This is a genomic window from Paenibacillus sp. (genome assembly GCF_035645195.1).
Classification (GTDB): Bacteria; Bacillota; Bacilli; order Paenibacillales; family YIM-B00363; genus Paenibacillus_AE.
The window spans coordinates 13,231-34,348 of record NZ_DASQNA010000027.1 but is presented as its reverse complement, the minus strand read 5'-3'; the positions used below and the strand labels follow the sequence as shown (position 1 = coordinate 34,348).

The 21,118-nt window shown below is 61.5% G+C and carries 16 protein-coding genes; 2 read left to right on the top strand and 14 right to left on the bottom strand.

From position 1 onward, the window contains the following. Window positions 1–110: 110 nt before the first annotated feature. The 11 genes from VE009_RS14480 to chvE form a co-directional block, all read right to left on the bottom strand. On the bottom strand, window positions 111–1,832 hold the full coding sequence (locus VE009_RS14480) for a hypothetical protein (RefSeq protein ID WP_325008763.1): 1,722 nt from the start codon (window positions 1,830–1,832) through the stop codon (window positions 111–113). 180 nt (window positions 1,833–2,012) lie between these two features. Beyond that, window positions 2,013–2,777 carry a DeoR/GlpR family DNA-binding transcription regulator gene (locus VE009_RS14475; RefSeq protein WP_325008761.1) on the bottom strand — a complete coding sequence of 255 codons (765 nt, stop codon included), beginning with the start codon at window positions 2,775–2,777 and terminating at the stop codon, window positions 2,013–2,015. 62 nt (window positions 2,778–2,839) lie between these two features. Further along, entirely contained in the window at window positions 2,840–4,312 is a 1,473-nt protein-coding gene (gene rhaB / locus VE009_RS14470) for a rhamnulokinase (RefSeq protein WP_325008759.1), read from the bottom strand. Between the two features lie 28 nt (window positions 4,313–4,340). Beyond that, window positions 4,341–5,603, bottom strand: a complete 1,263-nt coding sequence (gene rhaA / locus VE009_RS14465) for an L-rhamnose isomerase (RefSeq protein WP_325008757.1) — start codon at window positions 5,601–5,603, stop codon at window positions 4,341–4,343. A 36-nt stretch (window positions 5,604–5,639) separates the two neighbouring features. Next, window positions 5,640–7,709: a bifunctional aldolase/short-chain dehydrogenase gene (locus VE009_RS14460; RefSeq protein WP_325008755.1), complete on the bottom strand. Its 2,070-nt coding sequence runs from the start codon at window positions 7,707–7,709 to the stop codon at window positions 5,640–5,642. Window positions 7,710–7,858: 149 nt separating this feature from the next. Then, entirely contained in the window at window positions 7,859–9,076 is a 1,218-nt protein-coding gene (locus VE009_RS14455; RefSeq protein WP_325008753.1) for a response regulator transcription factor, read from the bottom strand. Further along, window positions 9,073–10,887: a sensor histidine kinase gene (locus VE009_RS14450; protein WP_325008751.1), complete on the bottom strand. Its 1,815-nt coding sequence runs from the start codon at window positions 10,885–10,887 to the stop codon at window positions 9,073–9,075. The genes VE009_RS14455 and VE009_RS14450 overlap by 4 nt, the downstream gene beginning before the upstream one ends. Further along, window positions 10,877–11,896, bottom strand: a complete 1,020-nt coding sequence (locus tag VE009_RS14445; RefSeq protein WP_325008748.1) for a substrate-binding domain-containing protein — start codon at window positions 11,894–11,896, stop codon at window positions 10,877–10,879. Before VE009_RS14445 ends, VE009_RS14450 begins: the two co-directional genes overlap by 11 nt. A gap of 67 nt (window positions 11,897–11,963) precedes the next feature. After that, the gene (gene mmsB / locus VE009_RS14440; protein ID WP_414694864.1) at window positions 11,964–13,094 is read right to left on the bottom strand and encodes a multiple monosaccharide ABC transporter permease; all 1,131 of its coding nucleotides are present in this window, start codon (window positions 13,092–13,094) and stop codon (window positions 11,964–11,966) included. A gap of 7 nt (window positions 13,095–13,101) precedes the next feature. Next, window positions 13,102–14,661, bottom strand: a complete 1,560-nt coding sequence (mmsA, locus tag VE009_RS14435; RefSeq protein WP_325008744.1) for a multiple monosaccharide ABC transporter ATP-binding protein — start codon at window positions 14,659–14,661, stop codon at window positions 13,102–13,104. Window positions 14,662–14,751: 90 nt separating this feature from the next. Next, window positions 14,752–15,915, bottom strand: coding sequence for a multiple monosaccharide ABC transporter substrate-binding protein (gene chvE / locus VE009_RS14430; RefSeq protein WP_325008742.1), 1,164 nt, complete (start codon window positions 15,913–15,915; stop codon window positions 14,752–14,754). Between the two features lie 180 nt (window positions 15,916–16,095). Here chvE and VE009_RS14425 point away from each other — a divergent pair, with 180 nt between their 5' ends. Next, entirely contained in the window at window positions 16,096–16,302 is a 207-nt protein-coding gene (locus VE009_RS14425; protein ID WP_325008740.1) for a DUF2536 family protein, read from the top strand. Between the two features lie 142 nt (window positions 16,303–16,444). Next, window positions 16,445–17,128: a hypothetical protein gene (locus VE009_RS14420; protein ID WP_325008738.1), complete on the top strand. Its 684-nt coding sequence runs from the start codon at window positions 16,445–16,447 to the stop codon at window positions 17,126–17,128. Window positions 17,129–17,195: 67 nt separating this feature from the next. On the opposite strand, the gene VE009_RS14415 is transcribed toward VE009_RS14420, so the two are convergent. The 3 genes from VE009_RS14415 to VE009_RS14405 form a co-directional block, all read right to left on the bottom strand. Next, window positions 17,196–17,588, bottom strand: coding sequence for an RDD family protein (locus tag VE009_RS14415; RefSeq protein ID WP_325008736.1), 393 nt, complete (start codon window positions 17,586–17,588; stop codon window positions 17,196–17,198). Between the two features lie 120 nt (window positions 17,589–17,708). Beyond that, a complete protein-coding gene (locus tag VE009_RS14410; protein ID WP_325008735.1) occupies window positions 17,709–19,256 on the bottom strand; it encodes an MDR family MFS transporter in 1,548 nt (515 codons plus the stop codon). A gap of 108 nt (window positions 19,257–19,364) precedes the next feature. Continuing rightward, window positions 19,365–20,867: an IMP dehydrogenase gene (locus VE009_RS14405; protein ID WP_325008733.1), complete on the bottom strand. Its 1,503-nt coding sequence runs from the start codon at window positions 20,865–20,867 to the stop codon at window positions 19,365–19,367. Window positions 20,868–21,118 lie beyond the last annotated feature (251 nt).

Sequence of the window (21,118 nt, the reverse complement as noted above, 5' to 3'; positions counted from 1 at the left end):
CGCAGGAAAGCGAGCCCGGCGGCACGATGCCGTGCCGCCGGTCGAAACGGCTTTGAGCTCCCCTTGCCGGCTGGAACGATCGTTCCTTCCCGGCTTCGCCGCCTCATCGATCAAGGCATCGGCATGCCGATGTCGTACGTCCGAACGTCCGGCACGGATTCCCACACGACGAACGCAGTCCCGCCGGTCCACGGCAGCGCCTCGCCCGGCCCAAGCCAAACAGCCCTCCGCCGCCCGGCATCGACGAGCCAGCTCCCCTCATGCGTCCATACCGCGACCTGTCCGCCGTCCAGCGGCGCCGTCTTTATAATTTCGGCCGGCCAGCCGACGGCTTCCTCCAGCAGCGACCTTGCGGCTTCGGGCAGCGCAGGACGGCGTTCGAGCCGCACGGTTCCCTTGTTCGCGTCGATCCAAGCGACGTCCGACTCCCCGTCGTAGCGGCGTACGGCGATCGTGTTGTCGTTTGCCCATCGCATCGGCAGCACGAACAGGAAGCCGTCGCTATGCCCGCCGAACGTGACGCGGGGAATGCGACGCAGCGTCTCGCCGGACGCGCTCAGCACGAGCGCATCCGCCTCCGCGGTCAGAGCGCCGCCGGAACCACCGTCTGCCGACACGAGCAGCGCGACGCGACGCCCGTCCGGCGATGATGCGACCGAGCGAATCGGGACCGGCGATTCGTACAGCTTGACCGTCTCGCCTCCGAACGGCTCGACGCGGTACAGCGTGCGGTTGCCGTGCACCGCGAAGGTCGCGCTCCCGTGCATGCGGTCGGAGAACAGCACGTCGGAGCCGTAATCGTTGCCGAACGGCTCCGCTGCGTCCGGCCACGCTCCAATTTGGAAGGCGCGGCGCTCCCCGCTGCGCAAGTCGATCGCCGTCTGGCTTCCGTCGAGATGGTATGCCAGCAGCGCCGGCCCGTCCTCCGTCTCGAACGGCTGCACCAGCGCGGCCGGCTCCGACCGAACGGCCCGGAAGAGGCGTCCGGCCTCATCGAACCACAGCGCACGGCTATGCGCCGGCCGGCCGATCAACAATACCTCGTTGCGGCGGGGCTGGTCCGCGTTCGCGAACGTTTCCCCATCGGCCGTCATCAAACCGTCCAACCGAAATCGGACCGCTGCGCCTTCGCCCAGCTCCTCGAATCGAACAACGAACCGCTGCGCGTCGCTCCACTCGATCCGGTACGCCGGCGCCGAAGCGTCCTTGGTCAACCCGGCGACCTGCAGCGTCGATTCGACGGCGATGGGCGCCGACGCCGTGCGGATGCGCCGGTTGGCCCAGACGGAGACGCTGCCGCTTTCGTTCGCTATCGAAAGATACAGCAGCGGAGGATCGTTCGGTCGAAATTCGCCGCACAACTCCGCGATCCAAGCGCTCTTGACCGTCCACGCCCGAGTCCGGCCGTCCTCCCCCTCGATATACACCTTCCCGCTGTATCGCGCTGCGTCCGTCTCTCGCAAATCGTTCACCGTGAACGTACGCACCCCTTCCGCCCCGGTCAAGGTCACGCGCAGCAACCTGCCGGACATCTCCGGGTCGTCGATCCCCGACGGCTCCGCTTGGCGAAGCCCGCCCAGCAGCTGCTCGATGGCAGCCGGATCGTCGATGCGCCTGACCACCGTGCCCGTTCGTTCGTCCGTCACTTTGACGGCGATGACGCCCTCGAAGGCGGGCAGCGTCCATCCCGCGTCCTCGACATTCGACGGCGCTTCCTCGCACCCGACCGCCACAGCCGCAAGCGCGATCAAGATGATGATGATCCGCGCGGCCGCGACGGTTCGCACCGAAGCATAACGCAGATGAACAGCCTCCCCCAATTGCAGCACCACCCGTCCGCCTCCTTTCCTCTATTGTCTCCGTACCCGAACGCATTGTCGATCCGTCCTTCGGCCCGAAATACCCGTACGTCCCGCTGCGGCTATGCAGCAAGAAGACCCCAACGCAGGAAGAACGTTAGGGTCCTAAATAGGTAAGCTCATATATCGTTACGAAGGCGAAACATTAACCCTCTAACCCTTTAACTGCACGACGTCGATGCCCATCTCCCGCAGCCGCGCCACGTCGCCTTGGCCGGTTTTCTCGTCCGTCACGACGCGCGCGACGCGGTCCCAGCCGGCGACATGCGTGAACGCCTGCACGCCGAACTTGGAGTAGTCGGCGAGCAGCACGACTTCGTCGGCCGCCTCGATCATACGCCGCTTGACAAGCGCCTGCAGTTCGTTCGACTCGCTCAGTCCGCGGTCGAGACGCGCTCCCTTGCAGGAGAGGAACAGCCGGTCGACGTGGTACGACTCCAGCGAGCGCTCCGCGAGCGGACCGACGTAGGAGAGCGACCCCGGCGACACGATGCCGCCGGTCGAGATGACCTCGACCTTCTCCTTGCCGGCCAGCTCGATCGCTACTTTGATCGAATTCGTCAGCACCGTGAGCGGTATGTCGGGAATGAGTTTCGCCATGTACCAAGCGGTGGAGCTCGCGTCGAGCAGAATGCGGTCCTTCGGGCGGATCAGCTTGACCGCTTCCTCCGCGATGCGCCGCTTCTCCTCCTTGCGAACGACCTCCCGCTCGTAATAAGGCACTTCCGTATCGGATTCCGCCAAGCTGATCGCGCCGCCGTGCGTCCGGGCAAGTTTCCCCTCCGACTCCAGCTTATCCAGATCGCGGCGAATCGTCTCTTCCGTCACGGCGAACAATTCGCTCAGCTCGGTCACGCGGATGCTCTTCCGCTCGTTCACAAGCTCGACGATGCGCTGCAATCGCTCCGCCACCAGCATGGCTTACCTCCTCCTTCGTTGCTCTTCTGTAAGCACTAGATGCACTCCCGCAAACCCGAAACCTACGCTTCCAGCTTCGTCACGCGCACGAACCGCTCGTACGCGGCCGCCCACGCATCCAAGTCCTCCGGCGCATACTCCGCCACGCCGAACGAGTCGCGCACGATTCTACGGCCCGCCGCCAAATCCGGAATGTCGCCCGCGGCGATCAGCTGCACGAGCACGTTGCCGATCGCGCTGCCTTCCGCAGGGCCGGCCCACACCGGGCGGCGAATCGCGTTCGCCGTCATGCGGCACAGCAGCTCGTTCTGAATGCCGCCGCCGACGATGTGCAGGCCGCCGAACGTCTTGCCCGCGAGCCGCTCCGTCCGCTCGAGCACCCAGCGGTATTTCAGCGCGAGGCTCTCCAGCACGCAGCGGATGACCGCGCCTTCCGTCTCCGGCACCGGCTGCCCCGTCGCGCGGCAGTACGCGCGAATTTGCGCGGGCATGTCGCTCGGCGCGAGGAACTGGTCGTCGTCCGGATCGATGTACGCCGCGTGCGGCGCCGCCGCTTCCGCCAGCTTCACGAGCTCGGCGAACGAATGGTTTTTCCCTTCTTTATCCCAAGTGCGCTTGCACTCTTGGACGAGCCACAGGCCCATAATGTTTTTCAGCAAACGGTACGTGCCGCCGTAGCCGCCCTCGTTCGTGAAGTTCCACGCGAGCGCTTGCTCCGTCAGCACCGGATGATCGAGCTCGGTGCCGAGCAGCGACCACGTGCCGCAGCTAAGGTACGCGAAGTCGGCATCGAGCGCCGGCACGGCGACGACCGCGGACGCGGTGTCGTGCTCCGCGACGGCGACGACCGGAATCGGCCCGACGATCAGCTCCTCCTGCACGCGCGGCGTCAGCGGACCGACCAAGCTGCCCGGCTGCACGACGTCGGGCAGCAGCGACGGCTTCACGCCGACGCCGGCCACGAGCTCCGCGTCCCAAGCGCGGCTCTCCGCGCCGAGCAGCTGGGTCGTCGAGGCATTCGTATATTCGCCTTTCATGATCCCCGTAAGGAAATACCGCAGCAAATCCGGAATCATCAGCAGCTTGTCGGCCGCCGCCAAAGCGGGATTGTCTGCCTTGACGAGCGCCGCGAGCTGATACATCGTGTTGAACTGCAGGAACTGCAGCCCCGTCTTCGCGTAAATGTTCGCCTTGCCGAGCTTCGCGAACACTTCGTCCATCATGCCGTCGGTATGATGGTCGCGGTAATGGTACGGGTTCGCGATGAGCTCCCCGTTCGCGCCGATCAGGCCGAAGTCGACGGCCCACGAGTCGATGCCGATGCTGCGCACGTCGATGCCCGCCTGCCGCGCCTTGATAACGCCCTGCTTAATTTCATGATACAACCGGAGAATGTCCCAGTACAGGCGGTTCCCCACCTGTACCGGGTCGTTCGGAAACCGGTGAATTTCTTCGACGACCAAACGTCCGTTCTCGAGGCGCCCGGCGACCGCCCGGCCGCTGCTCGCCCCAAGGTCGAAAGCCAATACGCTCATGCGGCGTACCTCCCGGCAGTGGTATCCGTTATCCTTGTCGCTTCGAAAGCACTTCTTGCTCGTAGCTCTTCACGTCGGCGAGCCAAGACTCGCGAACCGGCACGTTCTGCGTCGCGCAGTAGTAGTCCCACACCGCGCCGAACGGATACGATTTGAACTCTTCCGTCAAAGCGAGGCGCGTCGTGTAGTCGCCTGCGAGCTCCGCGGCGCGGAGCGCTTCGACCGGCTCGAGCATCGCGCGCAGCAGCGCTTTGATCGTGTTGCGCGTGCCGATGACCCATGCCGCGACGCGGTTGATCGACGCGTCGAAGAAGTCGAGGCCGATGTACGTCTTGCCGAGCAGGTCGCCGCGAACGAGCTCGCGCGCGATGTCCATCAGCTCGTCGTCCATCGTGACGACGTGGTCGCTGTCCCAACGCATCGGGCGGCTGACGTGCAGCAGGATGCCGTCCGCGAACAGCGCGAGCGAGGACAGCTTATTCGAGATCGTCTCCGTCGGGTGGAAATGGCCCGCGTCGAGACAGATCAGCTTGTTGTTCTGGAGGCCGTAACCCATGTAAAACTCGTGCGAGCCGACGACGTACGCTTCGGAGCCGAGGCCGAACAGCTTGCTCTCGACCGCGTCGAGGTTGTGCGCCGGGTTCAGCTCTTCCGCGAACACTTCGTCGAGCGCCGCCTTCAGCCGCTGACGCGGCGCCATGCGGTCGGCCGGAGCGTCCTTATAGCCGTCCGGGATCCAGACGTTCGTGACGCACGTCTGGCCGAGCTGCTCGCCGAAGTACGCGCCGATTTTGCGCGACGCCTTGCAGTGGTCGATCCAGAACTGGCGGATCGCCGGGTCCGCATGGCTCAGCGTGAAGCCGTCGCTCGACTTCGGATGCGAGAAGCACGTCGGGTTGAAGTCGAGGCCGAGGCCGTTCGCCTTCGCCCAGTCGACCCACGATTGGAAATGCTTCGGCTCGAGCTGATCGAGATCGACCTTCTCGTCCGTGTCGGCGTAAATCGCGTGCAGGTTGAGCTTATGCTTGCCCGGGATGAGCGAGTACGCCTTCTCGAGATCCGCGCGCAGCTCCTCCGGCGTGCGGGCCGCGCCCGGGTAGTTGCCCGTGACGGAGATGCCGCCGGAGAGCGCCTGGTCGCGGAACAAGAAGCCGCGAACGTCGTCGCCCTGCCAGCAGTGCATCGAAATTTTGATGTCGGCAAGCTGCTTCAGCACCTGATCCGTATCGATGCCGTGAGCGGCGTACAGCTCTTTCGCCTCGGCGTAGCTTTTTTCAATGGAAGCTGCCATGAGCCTGATTCCTCCGTTTCGATTGTGGAATATCGATTAGCGAGTGAACGCCGCCGGCACGCCGCCGTCGATCGTCAGCATGCAGCCCGTCGTCTTCTCCGACTTCGAAGAAGCGAAGAACGCGACGCCTTCCGCGATATCGCGCGGGAAAATGTTCACGAGCAGCGTCGTGCGCTTGCGGTAGTACTCTTCCAACTGATCCGGCTCGATGCCGTAAGCGGCCGCCCGCTCGTTGCGCCAGTTCGAGTTCCAGATCGCGGAGCCTTGAAGAATCGCGTCCGGCAGGATCGTGTTCACGCGGATGCCGTACTCGCCGCCTTCCGCCGCGATGCAGCGCGCCAGATGCGCTTCGAGCGCCTTCGCCGCGCTGTAAGCCGTCGCGTTCTTGCCGGCGTATACCGAGTTCTTGGAGCCGATGAACACCATCGAACCGCCGATTTTTTGCTCTTTCATCATCTTGAACGCTTCGCGCGCCACGAGGAAGTAGCCCGTGCCGAGCACGTTCATGTTGAGGTTCCATTCTTTCAGCGACGTCTGGTCGAACGGGCTCGACGTCGCAAGACCCGCGTTGTTGACGATGATGTCCACGCCGCCGTAGCTGCGCGCCGTAACCGCATACGCCTCGGCGACCATTTCCTCGTTCGTGACGTCGACTTTGACCGCGATCGCGCGGTTGTCGCCGTACTTCGCGTTAATTTCGTTCGCGATGTTCTGCGCGCCCTCGAGGTTGAGGTCCGCGAGGACGACGTGCGCGCCTTCGGAGACGAGGCGGCGAGCCGTTTCGCTGCCGATGCCGCCGGCGCCGCCCGTAATGAACGCCACCTTGCGGGAGAATTCCGCTTCCGGCGGAGCGAGCGTCAGCTTGTAAAGCTCAAGCGGCCAGTACTCGACGTTGAACGACTCGTTCTCGCTAAGCGAAACGAAATTGCCCAGCGACGTAGCGCCGCGCATAACGGCGATCGCGCGGTGGTACAGCGCGCCGCTCACTTGCGCCATCGCCCAGCTCTTGCCCGTGTTGACCATGCCGACGCCCGGAATCAAGATGACGCGCGGGGACGTTTCGGACATTTGGTCGCCTTCGTTTTTGTTGCGCTCGAAGTATGCCGCGTACTCTACTTTATACGCTTCTACGCCCGCTTTCACCTTCTCGATGAGCGCGTCGACGTCTTTGCTCGCCGGATCCCAGTCGATGAAGCAAGGCGTCATTTTCGTGTGCACGAGGTGGTCCGGGCAAGCGGCGCCGACCTGCGACAGCGATGCCGCGTCTTTGCTGTTCACGAAGCCGAGCACGTCGTCCGCGTCGTCGTACGTCAGGATCATTTTGCGCTCCGAGCTCACCAGGCCGCGGATGATCGGCATGATGCGCGCGAGCACGCTCTTGCGGTCTTCTTCCGGCAGCGACTCGTACTTTTGGCCGCCGAACAGCGTCGCTTCGTTCACCTTCGACTCGATGTAGCGCTCCGCTTCATTAATGATGGAGAGCGTCTTGTGGTACGCTTCTTCGGACGTTTCGCCCCAGGTGACGAGACCGTGCTTCTCCATGAGGACGAGCTCCGCGTTCGGGTTGTTGCGGACGCCTTGCGCGATCATCTTCGACAGCGTGAAGCCCGGGCGCACGTAAGGTACCCATACGAAGCGGTTGCCGTAAATTTCTTCGGCGATTTGCTTGCCGTTGTCCGCGCAGCAGATCGAGATGATCGCGTCCGGATGCGTGTGGTCGACATGCTTGAACGGCAGGAACGCGTGCAGCAGCGTCTCGATCGACGCGCGCGGATGCTTGTGGTCGATCATGCAGTTCGCGAGGTACGCGACCATCTCTTCGTCCGTCATCGCGTCGCGCTCGAACAGCGGACGGATGTCGTCCATGCGGAGGCCCGTGAAATGCTTCGCCTGCATCGTGCCGAGGTCGGAGCCGCTGCCTTTCACGTACATGACTTCGACGTCGCGGCCGCGGAAGTCCTTCTCCACGGTCTTCATCGACGTGTTGCCGCCGCCCCAGTTCGCGACCGAACGGTCCGTGCCAAGCAGGTTCGAGCGGTAAACGAGTTCGTCAAGACCCGGCTTCAATGTTGCGGCTTTCGAGGAATCCCAAAGATTTTGTGGCATGATTGCAACCTCCGAATGTGTTTGTTTGTTTTTGTTTATGTTGTTTTTATACTAACACGGATTTGTTTCTTTTTGAATACCCCCGAGAAAGTTTTTGAGAAACAAAAATAACCCTCTCCGCAGAGAGGGTCGGAAGCCAGCCCGTGAGGCTATCCTTTGGGCGTTTCTTTCCGGTACTGAATCGGGGAATAGCCTGTCGCGCGTTTGAACGCCGTACTGAAATAATGCTGCGACTCGTAGCCGATGCGCTCCGCGATTTCATGCATCGCGAGATCAGTGCCCGTCAGCAGCCGGATCGCGTGCTTCACGCGGGTCTGGGATACATAGTGCACGAAGGAGATGCCCGCCTCTTGCTTGAACAGCCGGCTCAAATATACGGCGGACACGTTCAGCTCCCCCGCGATGCGTTCCAGCGACAGCTCCGGGTCCCCGTATCGCTGCTCGACGATTTCCTTGGCCTTCTTCGCGAGCGGCGACAGCTGGGTCTGCTTGTAGACGGCCGCCTTCGCGGCTTGGTAGCTGCTCGACACCCCCGCCAAGCCCTGTTCGTTCCGTTCGAAGCAGACGACGCTCGACGCTTTGAGGTACTTCGAGATCGCCGCCTCGATGCGGCCGGGGACGTCGTCGTCGGGCCTACCCCACACGAGGAAGGCGATCATGCCCGACCGCTCGCGGAACGCGACGGCGCGATGCGGAGCCAGCAGTTCCAGAGCGATGTTCTCCATGGCGTACAAATGCAGCTGTTTATCTTTCTCTCCGATCCATTCCCCGCTTCTCGCGAGCCCGAGCCATCGCGCGACGCCGACCGCCCTTGGCGCAACGGACGGAAGCTGCAGGAACGTAAGCTGGTCCTGGATCTCCTCTTCCGCCAGCGTCCCGTCCACCCATTCGAGGCAGAATCGCTCCCGAAGCAGCGTCAAGTTTTTCTCGATCTGCTTCGACGCCGCGTTCAAATGCGCCTCCTGCCGCCTCTCCCGCTCGAGCTCCTCCGTCAGCTTCGCCAGCACTTGCGACAGCTGCTCGGGCTGGACCGGCTTCAGCAAGTAATCGTCCACCTGCAGCCGTATCGCTTCCTGCGCATACGAAAATTCGTCATGCCCCGTCAAAATGACCACCTTAGCGTCGGGAAGCGCCGATCGCAGCTTCGAAATCAATTCGAGCCCGTTCATGATCGGCATATTGATGTCGGCGAGCACCAGGTCGACGCGCTGCTCGATGGCGAGCTCCAGCGCCTGCTCTCCGTCCTCCGCTTCCGCGGCGAGCGCGATGCCGAGCTTCTCCCACGGGATGACGTCCTTCAGCCCGTCCCGAATAATCCATTCGTCGTCCGCGATCATCATTTTCCAAGCTTCCGCCGTTCCGCTCATCGTTCGCTCTCCTCCTGTTCCAAGACGGGGTGCAGCACCGTTACTTTCGTGCCTCGCCCCGGTTCGCTGTCGACGCTAAGGCCGTACGGTGCGCCGTACCCGAGCCGGATGCGCTCCTGCACGTTCAGCAGCCCGTAGCCTCCCTCGCCCTCGCCGTCGGCCGCCGCCGCTCCGCCGCGTTCGATCGCCAGCTTGCCGCGCAGCTTCCGCAGCGCGTCCTCCGGCATCCCGACGCCGTCGTCTTCTACGAAGATCTCGATGCCTCGTTCTCCGCGCTTCGCCGAGATGCGAATCCGCCCCGGCCCGCGGCGTTCTTTGATCCCGTGGTAGATGGCGTTCTCCACGATCGGCTGCAGAATGAGCTTCAGGACGGCCAGCGGCTCGATCGAAGGCTCGACGTCGATCGAGTAATCCAGTTTATCTTTGTAGCGCATTTTCTGAATGACCAAATAATGCCTCACGTGTTCGATTTCGTCCTTCAGCGGTATCATTTCGTTCCCGCGGCTTAAGCCGATGCGGAACAGCCGGGACAGCGAAGCGACGACCTCCACTACGTCCGAAGCGCCGCTTTTGCGCCCGAGCCACTGAATCGTGTCCAGCGTGTTGTACAGAAAATGCGGTTTGATCTGCGCCTGCAGGCTGCGCAGCTCCGCTTCCCGCTTCTTGCGCTGCTCCAAACCGACGAGCTCGATCAGCCGCGCGATCTGCGCCAGCATATTGTTGAAGCTGCGGCCGAGCATGCCGACCTCGTCGCGGCGCTCCCCGGGAAACCGCACCGACAAATTGCCGTCCTCGGCTCTGCGCATCATCGTCGCCAGCTGCAGGATCGGCCGCGAGATGGAGTGGGACAGCACGTACGAGGCGGCGATGCCGAGCAAACAAAGCAGAAACACGAAGGACACCAAATAGAGCCGAATTTCCCGCACCTCGCCGGCCGTTTCCGCCGCCGGAAATACGCCGACGGTCGTCCAGTTCGTGAACGGCGATTTGCGATAGATCAGCTGGTACGTCCGCCCCTCCACCGTCCGAGATACGACGCCCGACATGCCGTCCGCGAACCACGCCGGATCGATCCGCCCCGCCAGCGCCGACGGAGGCATGTAAATCTCGTCGCCCCGATCGTCGACGATCATCAGGAAGCCGCTCTTGCCGAAGCGGACGTTCTGCAGCGTCTCCGCGATCACCCGCAGCTTCAGGTCGATCAGCACGACGCCTTTGACGCGCTGCGTCTCCGGATCGAGGATCGCCCGCACCGCGGAGACGACTTCGTCGTCGCCGTAATTAACGTGCGAGGCGATGTTCCGACCGGACGGATGGCCGAGGATCGAGAAGATGCCCTCGTTCGCGACGGCCTCGCGATACCAATCTTCCTCGATCAAGCTGCGCTGCGTGCGAGCGTACATCTCGTTGCTGATATACGCGCCGTCCGACGCGACGACGATCATGCCGGCGACTTCGGTATGCAGCGTCGTGATGCCCTGCAGAAATTTTCGAAACTGATACTCTTCCTCCTCCGTCAGCGGATCCCGGTCGAGAAACCGCTGCACCTCCGGCTGAAACGAGACGAAATAAGATAAATTATGAAGACTGTCGGCGTACGCTTCCAACGAATCGTTGACGTTGCCGATAAACTGCATCGTATAGTGCGTAACTTGGCGTTCGATAATGCGCGAAGCCGCCCAATCGATGACGAGGCCGAGACACAGCGCCGGAATGATACCGATCAAGAGGAAGAACGTAATCAAGCGGTAGCGGATCGGCCAATCCTCGATTCGGAACCAGGCCGCCGCGCCGCGCGCATTATTTCGCATAATAATGCTCCACGTTGTCGCGCGTCACGACCGAAACGCCGGTGTCCACGTACGTCGGCAGCAGCGGCACGTCGGCCTGCTCCCAGTTCGGCACCGGACGCGCCAAGCCGTGATGGAGATGGAACAAATGCATGAGCGACCAGTACCCCATGTTCCACGTCCCCTGCGCCATCGTGGCCGCGATTGTGCCGTCGCGCACCATGTCGAGCGTTCCCTTGTCGGTATCGAAGCTCACGATGCTGACGTCCGGCAGCCGGTTCGCCTTCTTGACGGCCGCCCCGACGCCGACGCCGCCGTTCGCTTCCGTGACGAATATGCCGCGCAGCTTCGGGTATTCCTCGAGCAGCTCCCTCGCGACCTGCTCCGAGGCAAGCTGATCGCCCTTCCCGTTCTCGACCGCAACCACGTCGATGTCCGGAAATTCGGCGCGCAGCGCGGCGCGGAAGCCGGCCACGCGCTCCTCGTGATTCAGCTGATTCGGCAGCGTGACGACGGCGACCTGCCCGCCGCCGCCCGTCAGCTTCGCCATCTGGCGCGCGGCGGCGGCGCCGGCGTTGTAATTGTCGGTGCCGAGGAACGAATACGCCTTGCTGCCCTCCGCCCCCGAGTCGAACAGGACGACGGGGATGCCGCTGTCCACCGCTTTATTGATCGTGTCGACGAGCGCGGCCGGATCCATCGCCGTCAGCGCGATGCCCGCCGGCTTCCTTGCGATGACCTGCTCCATGACCGTGATTTGCTCGTGCACGTCATAGGACGTCGCGCCGCGGTATTCGACGGACACGCCGAGCGCTTCCGCCGCGTCCTCGAATCCCTTCAGACAGCTCTTCCAATAATCGATGCCCGATAGGAACGTCACCATCACGTAATGTTCTTCCGCAGAGCCCTGCATCGATCCGGCGTAAGCGCTTTCCCACGAAGCCTGTTGATCCCCGCGGAAAAAATAGATGTAAAAGAACAAACCGAATGCGGCGATCAGCACGGAATACACGATGAGCAGCTTTTTCATGAACATCCTCCTTGGGGCTAAGGCGCGTAAAGCCGCCTCGAGGGGCGGCTTTGCTTCAACGGGTGGGTTATGCGGATTTGTTCTTATTATAAATGTCGAATCCGACGGCGAGCAAGAGCACCAGCCCCTTAATCCCCTGCTGCCAATCGATGCCGAGGCCGACGATCGACATCCCGTTGTTCATGACGCCCATCACGAGACCGCCGACGATCGCCCCGACGACCGTCCCGATGCCGCCCGTCGCGGAAGCGCCGCCGATGAAGACGGCCGCGATCGCGTCGAGCTCGAAGTTGATGCCCGCCTTCGGCGTCGCCGCATTGAGACGCGCCGCGAATATGAGGCCCGACAGCGCCGCGAGCACGCCCATGTTCACGAAAACCCAGAAGGTGACCCGCTTCGTCTTGACGCCCGACAAACCGGCCGCCTTCTCGTTGCCGCCCAACGCGTAAATATGGCGGCCGGCCACGGTCCGATTCGTGACGAACGTATAAATCACGATGAGGACGAACAGGATGATTAGAATGTTCGGGATGCCTTCATACGTGGCCAGCACGTACGTGAACATGTTGATCGCGGCCGCGATCGCGATCAGCTTCGCCGCGAACAGCCCCTTGGGCAGCACGTCGAAACCGTATTTCAACTGCGTTCGACGATTCCGCGCTTCGCCGAAGAAGAGAACGAGCGTCAAGAGAATGCCGATGACGATCGTCAGCAAATGAACGGTCCCGCCCCCGAACCAATCCGGAAGGAAGCCGGAGCTGATTTTCTGGAATGCGGGGGGAAACGGCGAAATCGATTGCCCGTTCAACACGACCATCGTGAGTCCCCGGAACAGCAGCATGCCGGCCAGCGTCACGATGAACGACGGAATGCGGACGTACGCGACCCAAAAGCCCTGCCATGCCCCGATCAGCCCGCCGATCAAGAGGGACAGGACGAACGCGAGCGGCATCGGCAGCTGCATATCGACCATCATGATCGCCGAGACGGCGCCGACGAACGCCGCCACCGAGCCGACGGACAAATCGATATGCCCCGTGATGATCACGAGCACCATCCCGATCGCGAGCACTAGGATATAGCTGTTTTGCAAAATCAGATTCGTAATGTTCAGCGGCTTCAACAAAATGCCGTCCGTGATGATTTGGAATAGGATCACGATGGACAACAGCGCGATGATCATTCCGTATTGGCGCATATTGGCTTTAAACAGCCCCGATAGCTTCCCCACGCTCGTCCCTCCTTGCCCCTGTCATATATTTCATAAGCAGCTCCTGCGACGCCTGCTCGCGCGGAACTTCGCCGGTGATTTTCCCTTCGTTCATCACGTAGATGCGATCGCACAGCCCGAGAATTTCCGGCAGCTCGGATGAGATGACAAGCACCGCTTTGCCCTCCGAAGCGAGGCGCTGGATGATCGTATAGATTTCGTATTTCGCCCCGACGTCGATGCCCCGCGTCGGTTCGTCGAGGATGAGCACGTCCGGTTCCGAAAATATCCATTTGCTGAGCACGACTTTCTGCTGGTTTCCGCCGCTTAGAAGGCCGGTCGTCTGAAGAATGCTCGGCGTTTTGATGTTCATTTGCTTGCGGAACGCTTCGGCCTCGACGATTTCCCGATTTTCGTCGACGACGAACCGCTTCGAGATTTTCCCGAGATTCGGCAGCGTAATGTTGCGCTTGATATTGTCGATCAGCACCAAGCCGTAATGTTTGCGATCTTCCGTCACGTACGCGATGCCGCCTTCGATCGCCTCGCTGACGTCGTTGAACGCGACTTCCCGTCCGTCCTTGCGCAGCGTGCCGCTGATGCGTTTGCCGTACGATTTGCCGAAGACGCTCATGGCGAATTCCGTTCGCCCCGAGCCCATCAAGCCCGCGATGCCGACGATTTCGCCCCGTCTCAGCTCGAGGCTGACGCCGTCGATCACTTTGCGGTCCGGCTGCGTCGGATGGTATACGGTCCAGTTGCGCACTTCGAACGATACGTCCCCGATGTTCGGGGTGCGGACCGGGAAGCGCTGGGTTAAATCGCGGCCGACCATCCCTTTGATAATTCGGTCTTCCGTCACCGTACCGTCCTTCGTATACAGCGTCTCGATCGTCTTCCCGTCGCGCAAAATCGTGATCGCGTCGGCGACTTGGGCGACTTCGTTCAGCTTATGGGAAATCAGGATCGAAGAGATGCCCTGGCGTTTGAACTCGAGCAGCAGCTGAAGCAAATTCGCGCTGTCGTCTTCGTTCAGCGCCGCGGTCGGCTCGTCGAGGATGAGCAGCTGCACTTTCTTCGCAAGCGCCTTCGCGATTTCCACCAGCTGCTGTTTGCCTACCCCGAGCGTCGACACGACCGTCTTCGGCGATTCGGACAGGCCGACCTTGCGGAGCAGCTCCCCCGTCTTCCGCACCGTTTCGTTCCAGTCGACGACGCCGAACCGCGCTTGTTCGTTGCCGAGGAAAATATTTTCGGCGATCGACAAATACGGAATGAGCGCCAGTTCCTGATGAATGATGACGATCCCTTCGCTCTCGCTCTGCTTGATGTCTTTGAATTCGCAGGTTTTTCCTTTGTACAAAATGTCCCCTTCGTACGTGCCGTGCGGGTATACGCCGCTGAGCACCTTCATCAGCGTCGACTTTCCCGCCCCGTTCTCGCCCATCAGCGCGTGGATTTCCCCCTGCCTCACCCGCAGGTTGACGTCCTCGAGCGCTTTGACGCCGGGGAACGTCTTCGTGATGTTCCTCATTTCGAGGATGACGTCGGTCATGCTTTCCGCACCTCCCGCATGGACGAACGCGGCGCAGCGACGTCTTACGCCGTAACGTAAGGTCGCTGCACCGGCCCTCTCGCCCCCGAATTATCGGCCTAATTCTTCCTTCGTGTAATACCCGCTGCCGACCAATACTTCCTCATAGTTCGTCGCGTCGACCGATACCGGCTCGAGCAGGTAGGACGGAACGACCTTCACGCCGTTGTCGTACGTCGTCGTGTCGTTCACTTCCGCTTCCTGGCCCTTCAGCACGGCGTCCGCCATCGCGACCGCTTTTTTCGCCAATTCCCGCGTATCCTTAAACACGGTTTGCGTCTGTTCGCCGGCGATGATCGACTTCACCGACGCGAGCTCCGCGTCCTGCCCGGTGATGATCGGCATCGACTGGCTTCCGGTGCCGTAGCCTACGCCCTTCAGCGAAGAGATGATGCCGATCGAGATGCCGTCGTACGGAGACAGCACCGCGTGCACTTGTTCCGTTGCGTAATGCGCGCTCAGCAAATTGTCCATCCGGGATTGCGCCAACGCGCCGTCCCATCGAAGCGTAGCCACCTGCTCGATCGACGTCTGGCCGCTGCGCACCACGAGCTTGCCGCTGTCGATGTACGGCTTAAGAATGGACATCGCGCCGTCGAAGAAGAAGTACGCGTTGTTGTCGTCCGGGGAGCCCGCGAACAGCTCGATGTTGTAAGGGCCTTTCCCGTCTTTGAGGCCGAGCTTTTGTTCGATGTACGACGCTTGGAGCACGCCGACCTTGAAGTTGTCGAACGTCGCGTAGTAGCTGATATGCTCCGTTTTCTTGATCAGCCGGTCATAGGAGATGACCTTGATGCCCGCTTTGTTCGCCTGCTCCAGCACGTTCGTCAGCGATTCGCCGTCGATCGGCGCGATAACCAAAATATTGACGCCCTTGGTGATCATGTTCTCGAGCTGCGCCACCTGGTTTTCGACGACGTCTTCCGCGTACTGCAGATCCGTCTTGTAGCCGAGCGCTTCGAATTCCTTCACCATGCTTTCGCCGTCGCTGACCCAGCGCTCCGACGATTTCGTCGGCATGGAGATGCCGACGAACCCGCTGCCGCCCGCCTTCGGCTTCGCTTCCCCGCCGCCGGACGCCTGGCTTTCGCCGCCTCCCGACGCTTGGCTCGCGCCCCCGCTCTCCTCCGCCGAACCGCCGCCGGCCGACTGGCCGCAAGCCGCCGCCACGATCAACATCGCCGCGAGCAGCAATAGTACCCATGCTTTTTTCATTGTTTACCCCTCCGGTGTTTAAGTCTGCAACCGCTTACTCGTTGCTTGTAAACCAAGTATAGGGGCGAATCCGGCGCGGGTCTTTGCAATGAATCAACTCGTTTTTTTAAATATTTAGCTTGTTGTATACTGATTCTCGAGCGAAATACAGAAATATCGGGAAAACGGAGGGACCGCATTATGGGGTTCATGCTGGACAAAATCGAGGATAAAGTAGAGTTCGTCGAGGCGTTCGATCTGAAAACGCTGGAAAAGCGCATCGATGAGCAGATCGAAATCAATAAAGCGCTGCTGCTGAGCGTGCACAACGTGCAGCATCAAGCGACGTTCCATCCGCTGCATAATAAAATGCTGTATACCGCGGTCGTCCATTTCAAAGCGAAGTAATACGCGAGGCGCCGGGACCGAGCGATTCGGGAGCGGCTTCGGGACGCTCTCCGGGAAGAAGTCCCATGACGGCGGGACGCGACGTTCCGTACAATCATCCTTGAACTCAACCAACACTTTAGGTTCAAGGAGCGGATCGCGTATGAAGCATGCAGTGCAACTTGCCGTCGAAGAAGCCGCCGCGCGGCGGAAGACGGCGGGCTCGGGAGTCGGCGGCGTCTTGTTCGCCCTGATCGCCCTTCTCTTTCTCGTCATGGCCGTCGTCCAAAATCCGGAGCTGCCCGGAGGCGAGCAAGCGGCCGGCACGTTGGACATGATCGCTGCGAACCCCGGAGCGGCCATGATGACCCCCTATTTGGATCTTGCGTATTCGGTGGTCGTCGCGCTGGCCTTCTTCTTCGCCGCCCGCCGCCTCGAGGGGCGCGGAGCGGGCGCCGCGGCGGTCGGAGCGGCGATCGCCGTCGCCGGCAATATGGCGCATTCGGCCGTCGCCTTCCTGGAATACATCGTCGTCACGATGGCCGGCTTGCCCGAGCAGCGGGAAGCGATGATCGCGCTGTGGACGAAGTGGGAGAGCGGGCCGTTCCTCATTCCGTTCCTGCTGCTGATCGTCTCGTACCTCGTCGGCATCATCGTGTTCGCGGTCGGACTGTACCGCGCGGGGAAGCTGCCGCTGTGGGGCATAATCGCCGTCATCGCGATCGCGATCGCCAAAGACGTCGCGAAGATGCCCGACGCGCTGAGCGACGTTACCGGAGCCGCCGTGTTCGCGCTGCTCGCGTGGGGCGCGCTGCGTTCGGGGACCGTCGCGGAACGCGCCGCCTAACCGCTCGTCCCCGCCCAAGCGAACAAAAAGAACCTACCCGCAAAGGGTAGGTTCTTTTTCGTTGGCTTTAATCGCGGACGACTTCCGTACCTGCGATGAAATCGTGGATCGCCCGTTTGTCGTCCCGGACGCCGACCATGATCGCGCTGATAATGAGACCGATGCCGAGCGTGACGACGTACACCAGGCTGCCGACCACTTGGCGAAGAAGCATCGTACCGATCGTAGGCGGCGATTCGTCGTCGACCTTCCGGATGCGGATGCCGCATATTTTTTTGCCGACGGTGTAGCCGCTCCAGACGACCGGAACGATCAATGCGTAGAGCGTGTACAAGAGATTCGACACCCAATCCCGGTTCTCCGCCCCGAATAACGCATGCGCGACGATGAGCAGCGGAATGTTCACGATGATGCCGTCCAACAAACTTGCGCCGAACCGAATCCAAAACCCTGCGTTCACATCATCATCCTTTCCTTTAGCGCCTTAGCCGCGCCCGACCGACATCGGACTGAGGCGAGGCCGGATTGTATAATCCTATGGCAGCGTAAGGGCTCCTATTCCTAGTCCGCGCCGCCTCCGTCAGTGGCCGATCGGCGCCGGCGCCGCTCCGTCCTCCGCCCCGCCTTGAGGACCCGCTTTGGAGAGCTCCATTCGCGCGTTCCCCAGCATCAGCACGAACACGAGGCCGATCGCCGGGATCGCGATGGACGCAAGGAACAAGAACGAGATCGAGTCGGCGAGCGCCTTCGTCGCCCCGGCCAGCATCTCCGGCGGCAGCGCCGCCCGCGCGTCGGGCACGAGGAGCGCCTTCGGGTCGGCGAACCGCGCCGCCGCGGCCGGGTCCGGGAACGTCTCCGCGATCCGGTCGTTGTACACCATCTTCTGCACGACGCCGAGCACGGTGACGCCGAGCGCGGAGCCGATCGTCCGGAAGAACGTCAGCAGCGAAATCGCCGCGCCTTTGTACTGCCCTGGCAGGCCGTGCAGCGCCGAAATGTTCAGCACGACGAAATTGACGCCGATGCCGAGCCCGACGAGCACCATGTACATCGTCACGACCCAGCGGGGCGTGTCGACGGTCATCGTGCCGAGCAGCGTCATCGCGACCGCGAGAATCGCCGTCGACATCAGCATGATGCTGCGGTACGACAGCCGGCCGACGAGCGGTCCGCCGGCGACGCTGCTGGCGACGACCGCCAGCATCATCGGCGTGAGCGTCTGGCCCGCCGCGCTCGCGGATTCGCCGTACACGCCCTGGATGAACAGCGGGATGTACGTGGCGCCGGCCATCATCATGATGCCGTAGAAGAAGCTGATCGCCTGGCTCGCAGCGAACAGCCGGTTCTTGAACAGCTTCAGCTCGACGATCGGATCTTTCGTCCGGCGCTCTACCGCGAAGAAGAGAGCGAAGAGAATCGCGAACGCGGCGAATAAGCCGACGATTTGCGGCGAGCCCCACGCGAACGTCTCCGCGCCGCCGAGCTCGATCGCGAACATGAAGGCGAGAATGCCGCCGACGAGCGTCGTCGCTCCCGCCCAGTCGATGCGCTGCTTGCGGAACGCCTGACTTTCGCGATAGCCGTAATGGATTAAGAACATGGCGGCGATGCCGATCGGCACGTTGATGTAGAACACCCATCGCCAATCGATGTAATCGGTAATGTAAGCGCCGAGCGACGGGCCGAGCACGCTCGACAAACCGAAGACGGCGCCGAACAAGCCGTTCATCTTGCCCCGCTTCTCCGGCGGGAAGATGTCGAAAATGACGGCGAACGCGATCGGCATGAGCGCGCCGCCGCCGATGCCCTGCACCGCGCGGTAAATGACGAGCTCGGTCATGCTGCCGGCGACGCCGCACAGCACCGATCCGACCAGGAAAATCGCGAGTCCGAGCTGGAAAAACAGCTTCCGCCCGTAAATGTCGGACAGCTTGCCGAAAATCGGCGTGGCGATGACCGTCGCGATCATATAAGCCGAGAATACCCACACGTAAAACTCGAAGCCGCCGAGCTCCGTCACGACGGTCGGCATGGCGGTGGAAACGATCGTCTGATCGAGCGCGCCGACGAACAAGCCGAGCAGCAAGCCGGCGACGACCCAGTTCAATTTCGTTCGGTTGCGATCCATGAAACACCTCTGCCCTTTTGGGGGATAATTTTACCATACGCTCTTTAATCTAACCGATCGGCCCCCAAAAGGCAAACGTTTATTCGCATTTTGATATTAAAATTCCATTTATTCCCCGGACAAGCCGCTGTTATCTTTCAAGATGACGTCATGCGCTCCGCCCTCGACGAGACTCGTCGCGGACACGAGCGTAATGCGCGCGTTCTTCTGCAGCTCGGCAATCGTCAGCGAGCCGCAGTTGCACATCGTGGACTTGATTTTCGCGATCGTCTTGTCGAGATTTTCCTGCAGGCCGCCCGCGTAAGGTACATAGGAATCTACGCCTTCTTCGAAAACGAGTCCCTGCTTGCCGCCCGTGTCGTACCGCTGCCAGTTGCGCGCCCGGTTCGAGCCTTCGCCCCAAAACTCCTTCACGAACGTCCCGCCGATTTTCACTTTGCGCGTCGGGCTTTCGTCGAAGCGAGCGAAATAGCGTCCCATCATGACGAAGTCCGCGCCCATGGCGAGCGCCAGCGTAATGTGGTAATCGTGCACGATGCCGCCGTCGGAACAAATCGGAATGTAAATGCCGGTTTCCTTGTAATATTGATCTCTCGCCTCGGCCACCTCGATGACCGCCGTCGCTTGCCCGCGGCCGATGCCCTTCTGCTCGCGCGTAATGCAGATCGAGCCGCCGCCGATGCCGACCTTGACGAAATCGGCGCCCGCCTCGACGAGATACAGGAACCCCTCCCGGTCGACGACGTTGCCCGCGCCGATCTTGACGTCGAAATTCGCTTTCACGTACTCGATCGTTTCCCGCTGCCACTCGCTGTACCCGTCCGAAGAGTCGATGACGAGCACGTCCACGCCCGCTTCGACGAGCGCCGGCACGCGGTCTTGGTAGTCCTTGCTGTTAATGCCCGCGCCGACGACGTAGCTCTTGTTCGCGTCGAGCAGCTCGTACGGATGCTCTTTGTGCGCGTCGTAGTCTTTGCGGAACACGAGATAATCGAGGCGCTGCTCTTCGTCGACGATCGGCAGACAGTTGAGTTTGTGATCCCAAATGAGGTCGTTCGCTTCGGACAGCGTGATGCCCGAGCGGCCGACGATGAGCGATTCGAACGGGGTCATGAAGTCGCGGACCGGCTTGTTCGGCGCGTCGCGGCTGATGCGGTAGTCGCGGCTCGTCACGATGCCGAGCAGCTTGCCGTTCGGCGATCCGTCGTGGGTGATGGCGAAGGTGGAGTGACCGTTGCGCTTCTTCAGGTCGAGGACGTCCTGGAGCGTGTGGTCCGGCGTTAAATTCGAGCGGCTGACGACGAAGCCCGCTTTGTACGTTTTGACGCTGCGGACCATGCGGGCTTGCTCTTCGATCGGCTGGGAGCCGAAGATGAACGAGATGCCGCCGGCTCTCGCGAGGGCGACGCCCATCTTATCGTCCGACACCGATTGCATGACCGCGGAGGAGAACGGGATATTCAGCGAATATGCCGGCTTCTCTCCTTCCTTGAATTTGACGAGCGGCGTCTTCAGGTCGACGTTCGCTGGCGTGCAGTCTTTCCGGGTCAAATTCGGAATGAGCAAATATTCGCTGAACGTGCGCGACGGTTCGTTATAATAGATGGCCATTGCGGCTTCATCCCTTCCCTTCCTTGGTTTTGGGTAAATTTTTATGATTCTATCACTCGCCGCGCCGGCGGTCAATCCTTTTTTGTCTAGGATCAATCCTGGTCCCACTGCTTGGAATACCCTTTGTTCGTCGCCCAAATGACGAGCCACGTCACCAGCCCCAAAATGAGCACGGCCGCGAACCAAACGACGCCCGGAACCTCTTCGAACATATGAAAACACTCCTCTCCGGCTTGCGAAATACGTCCATT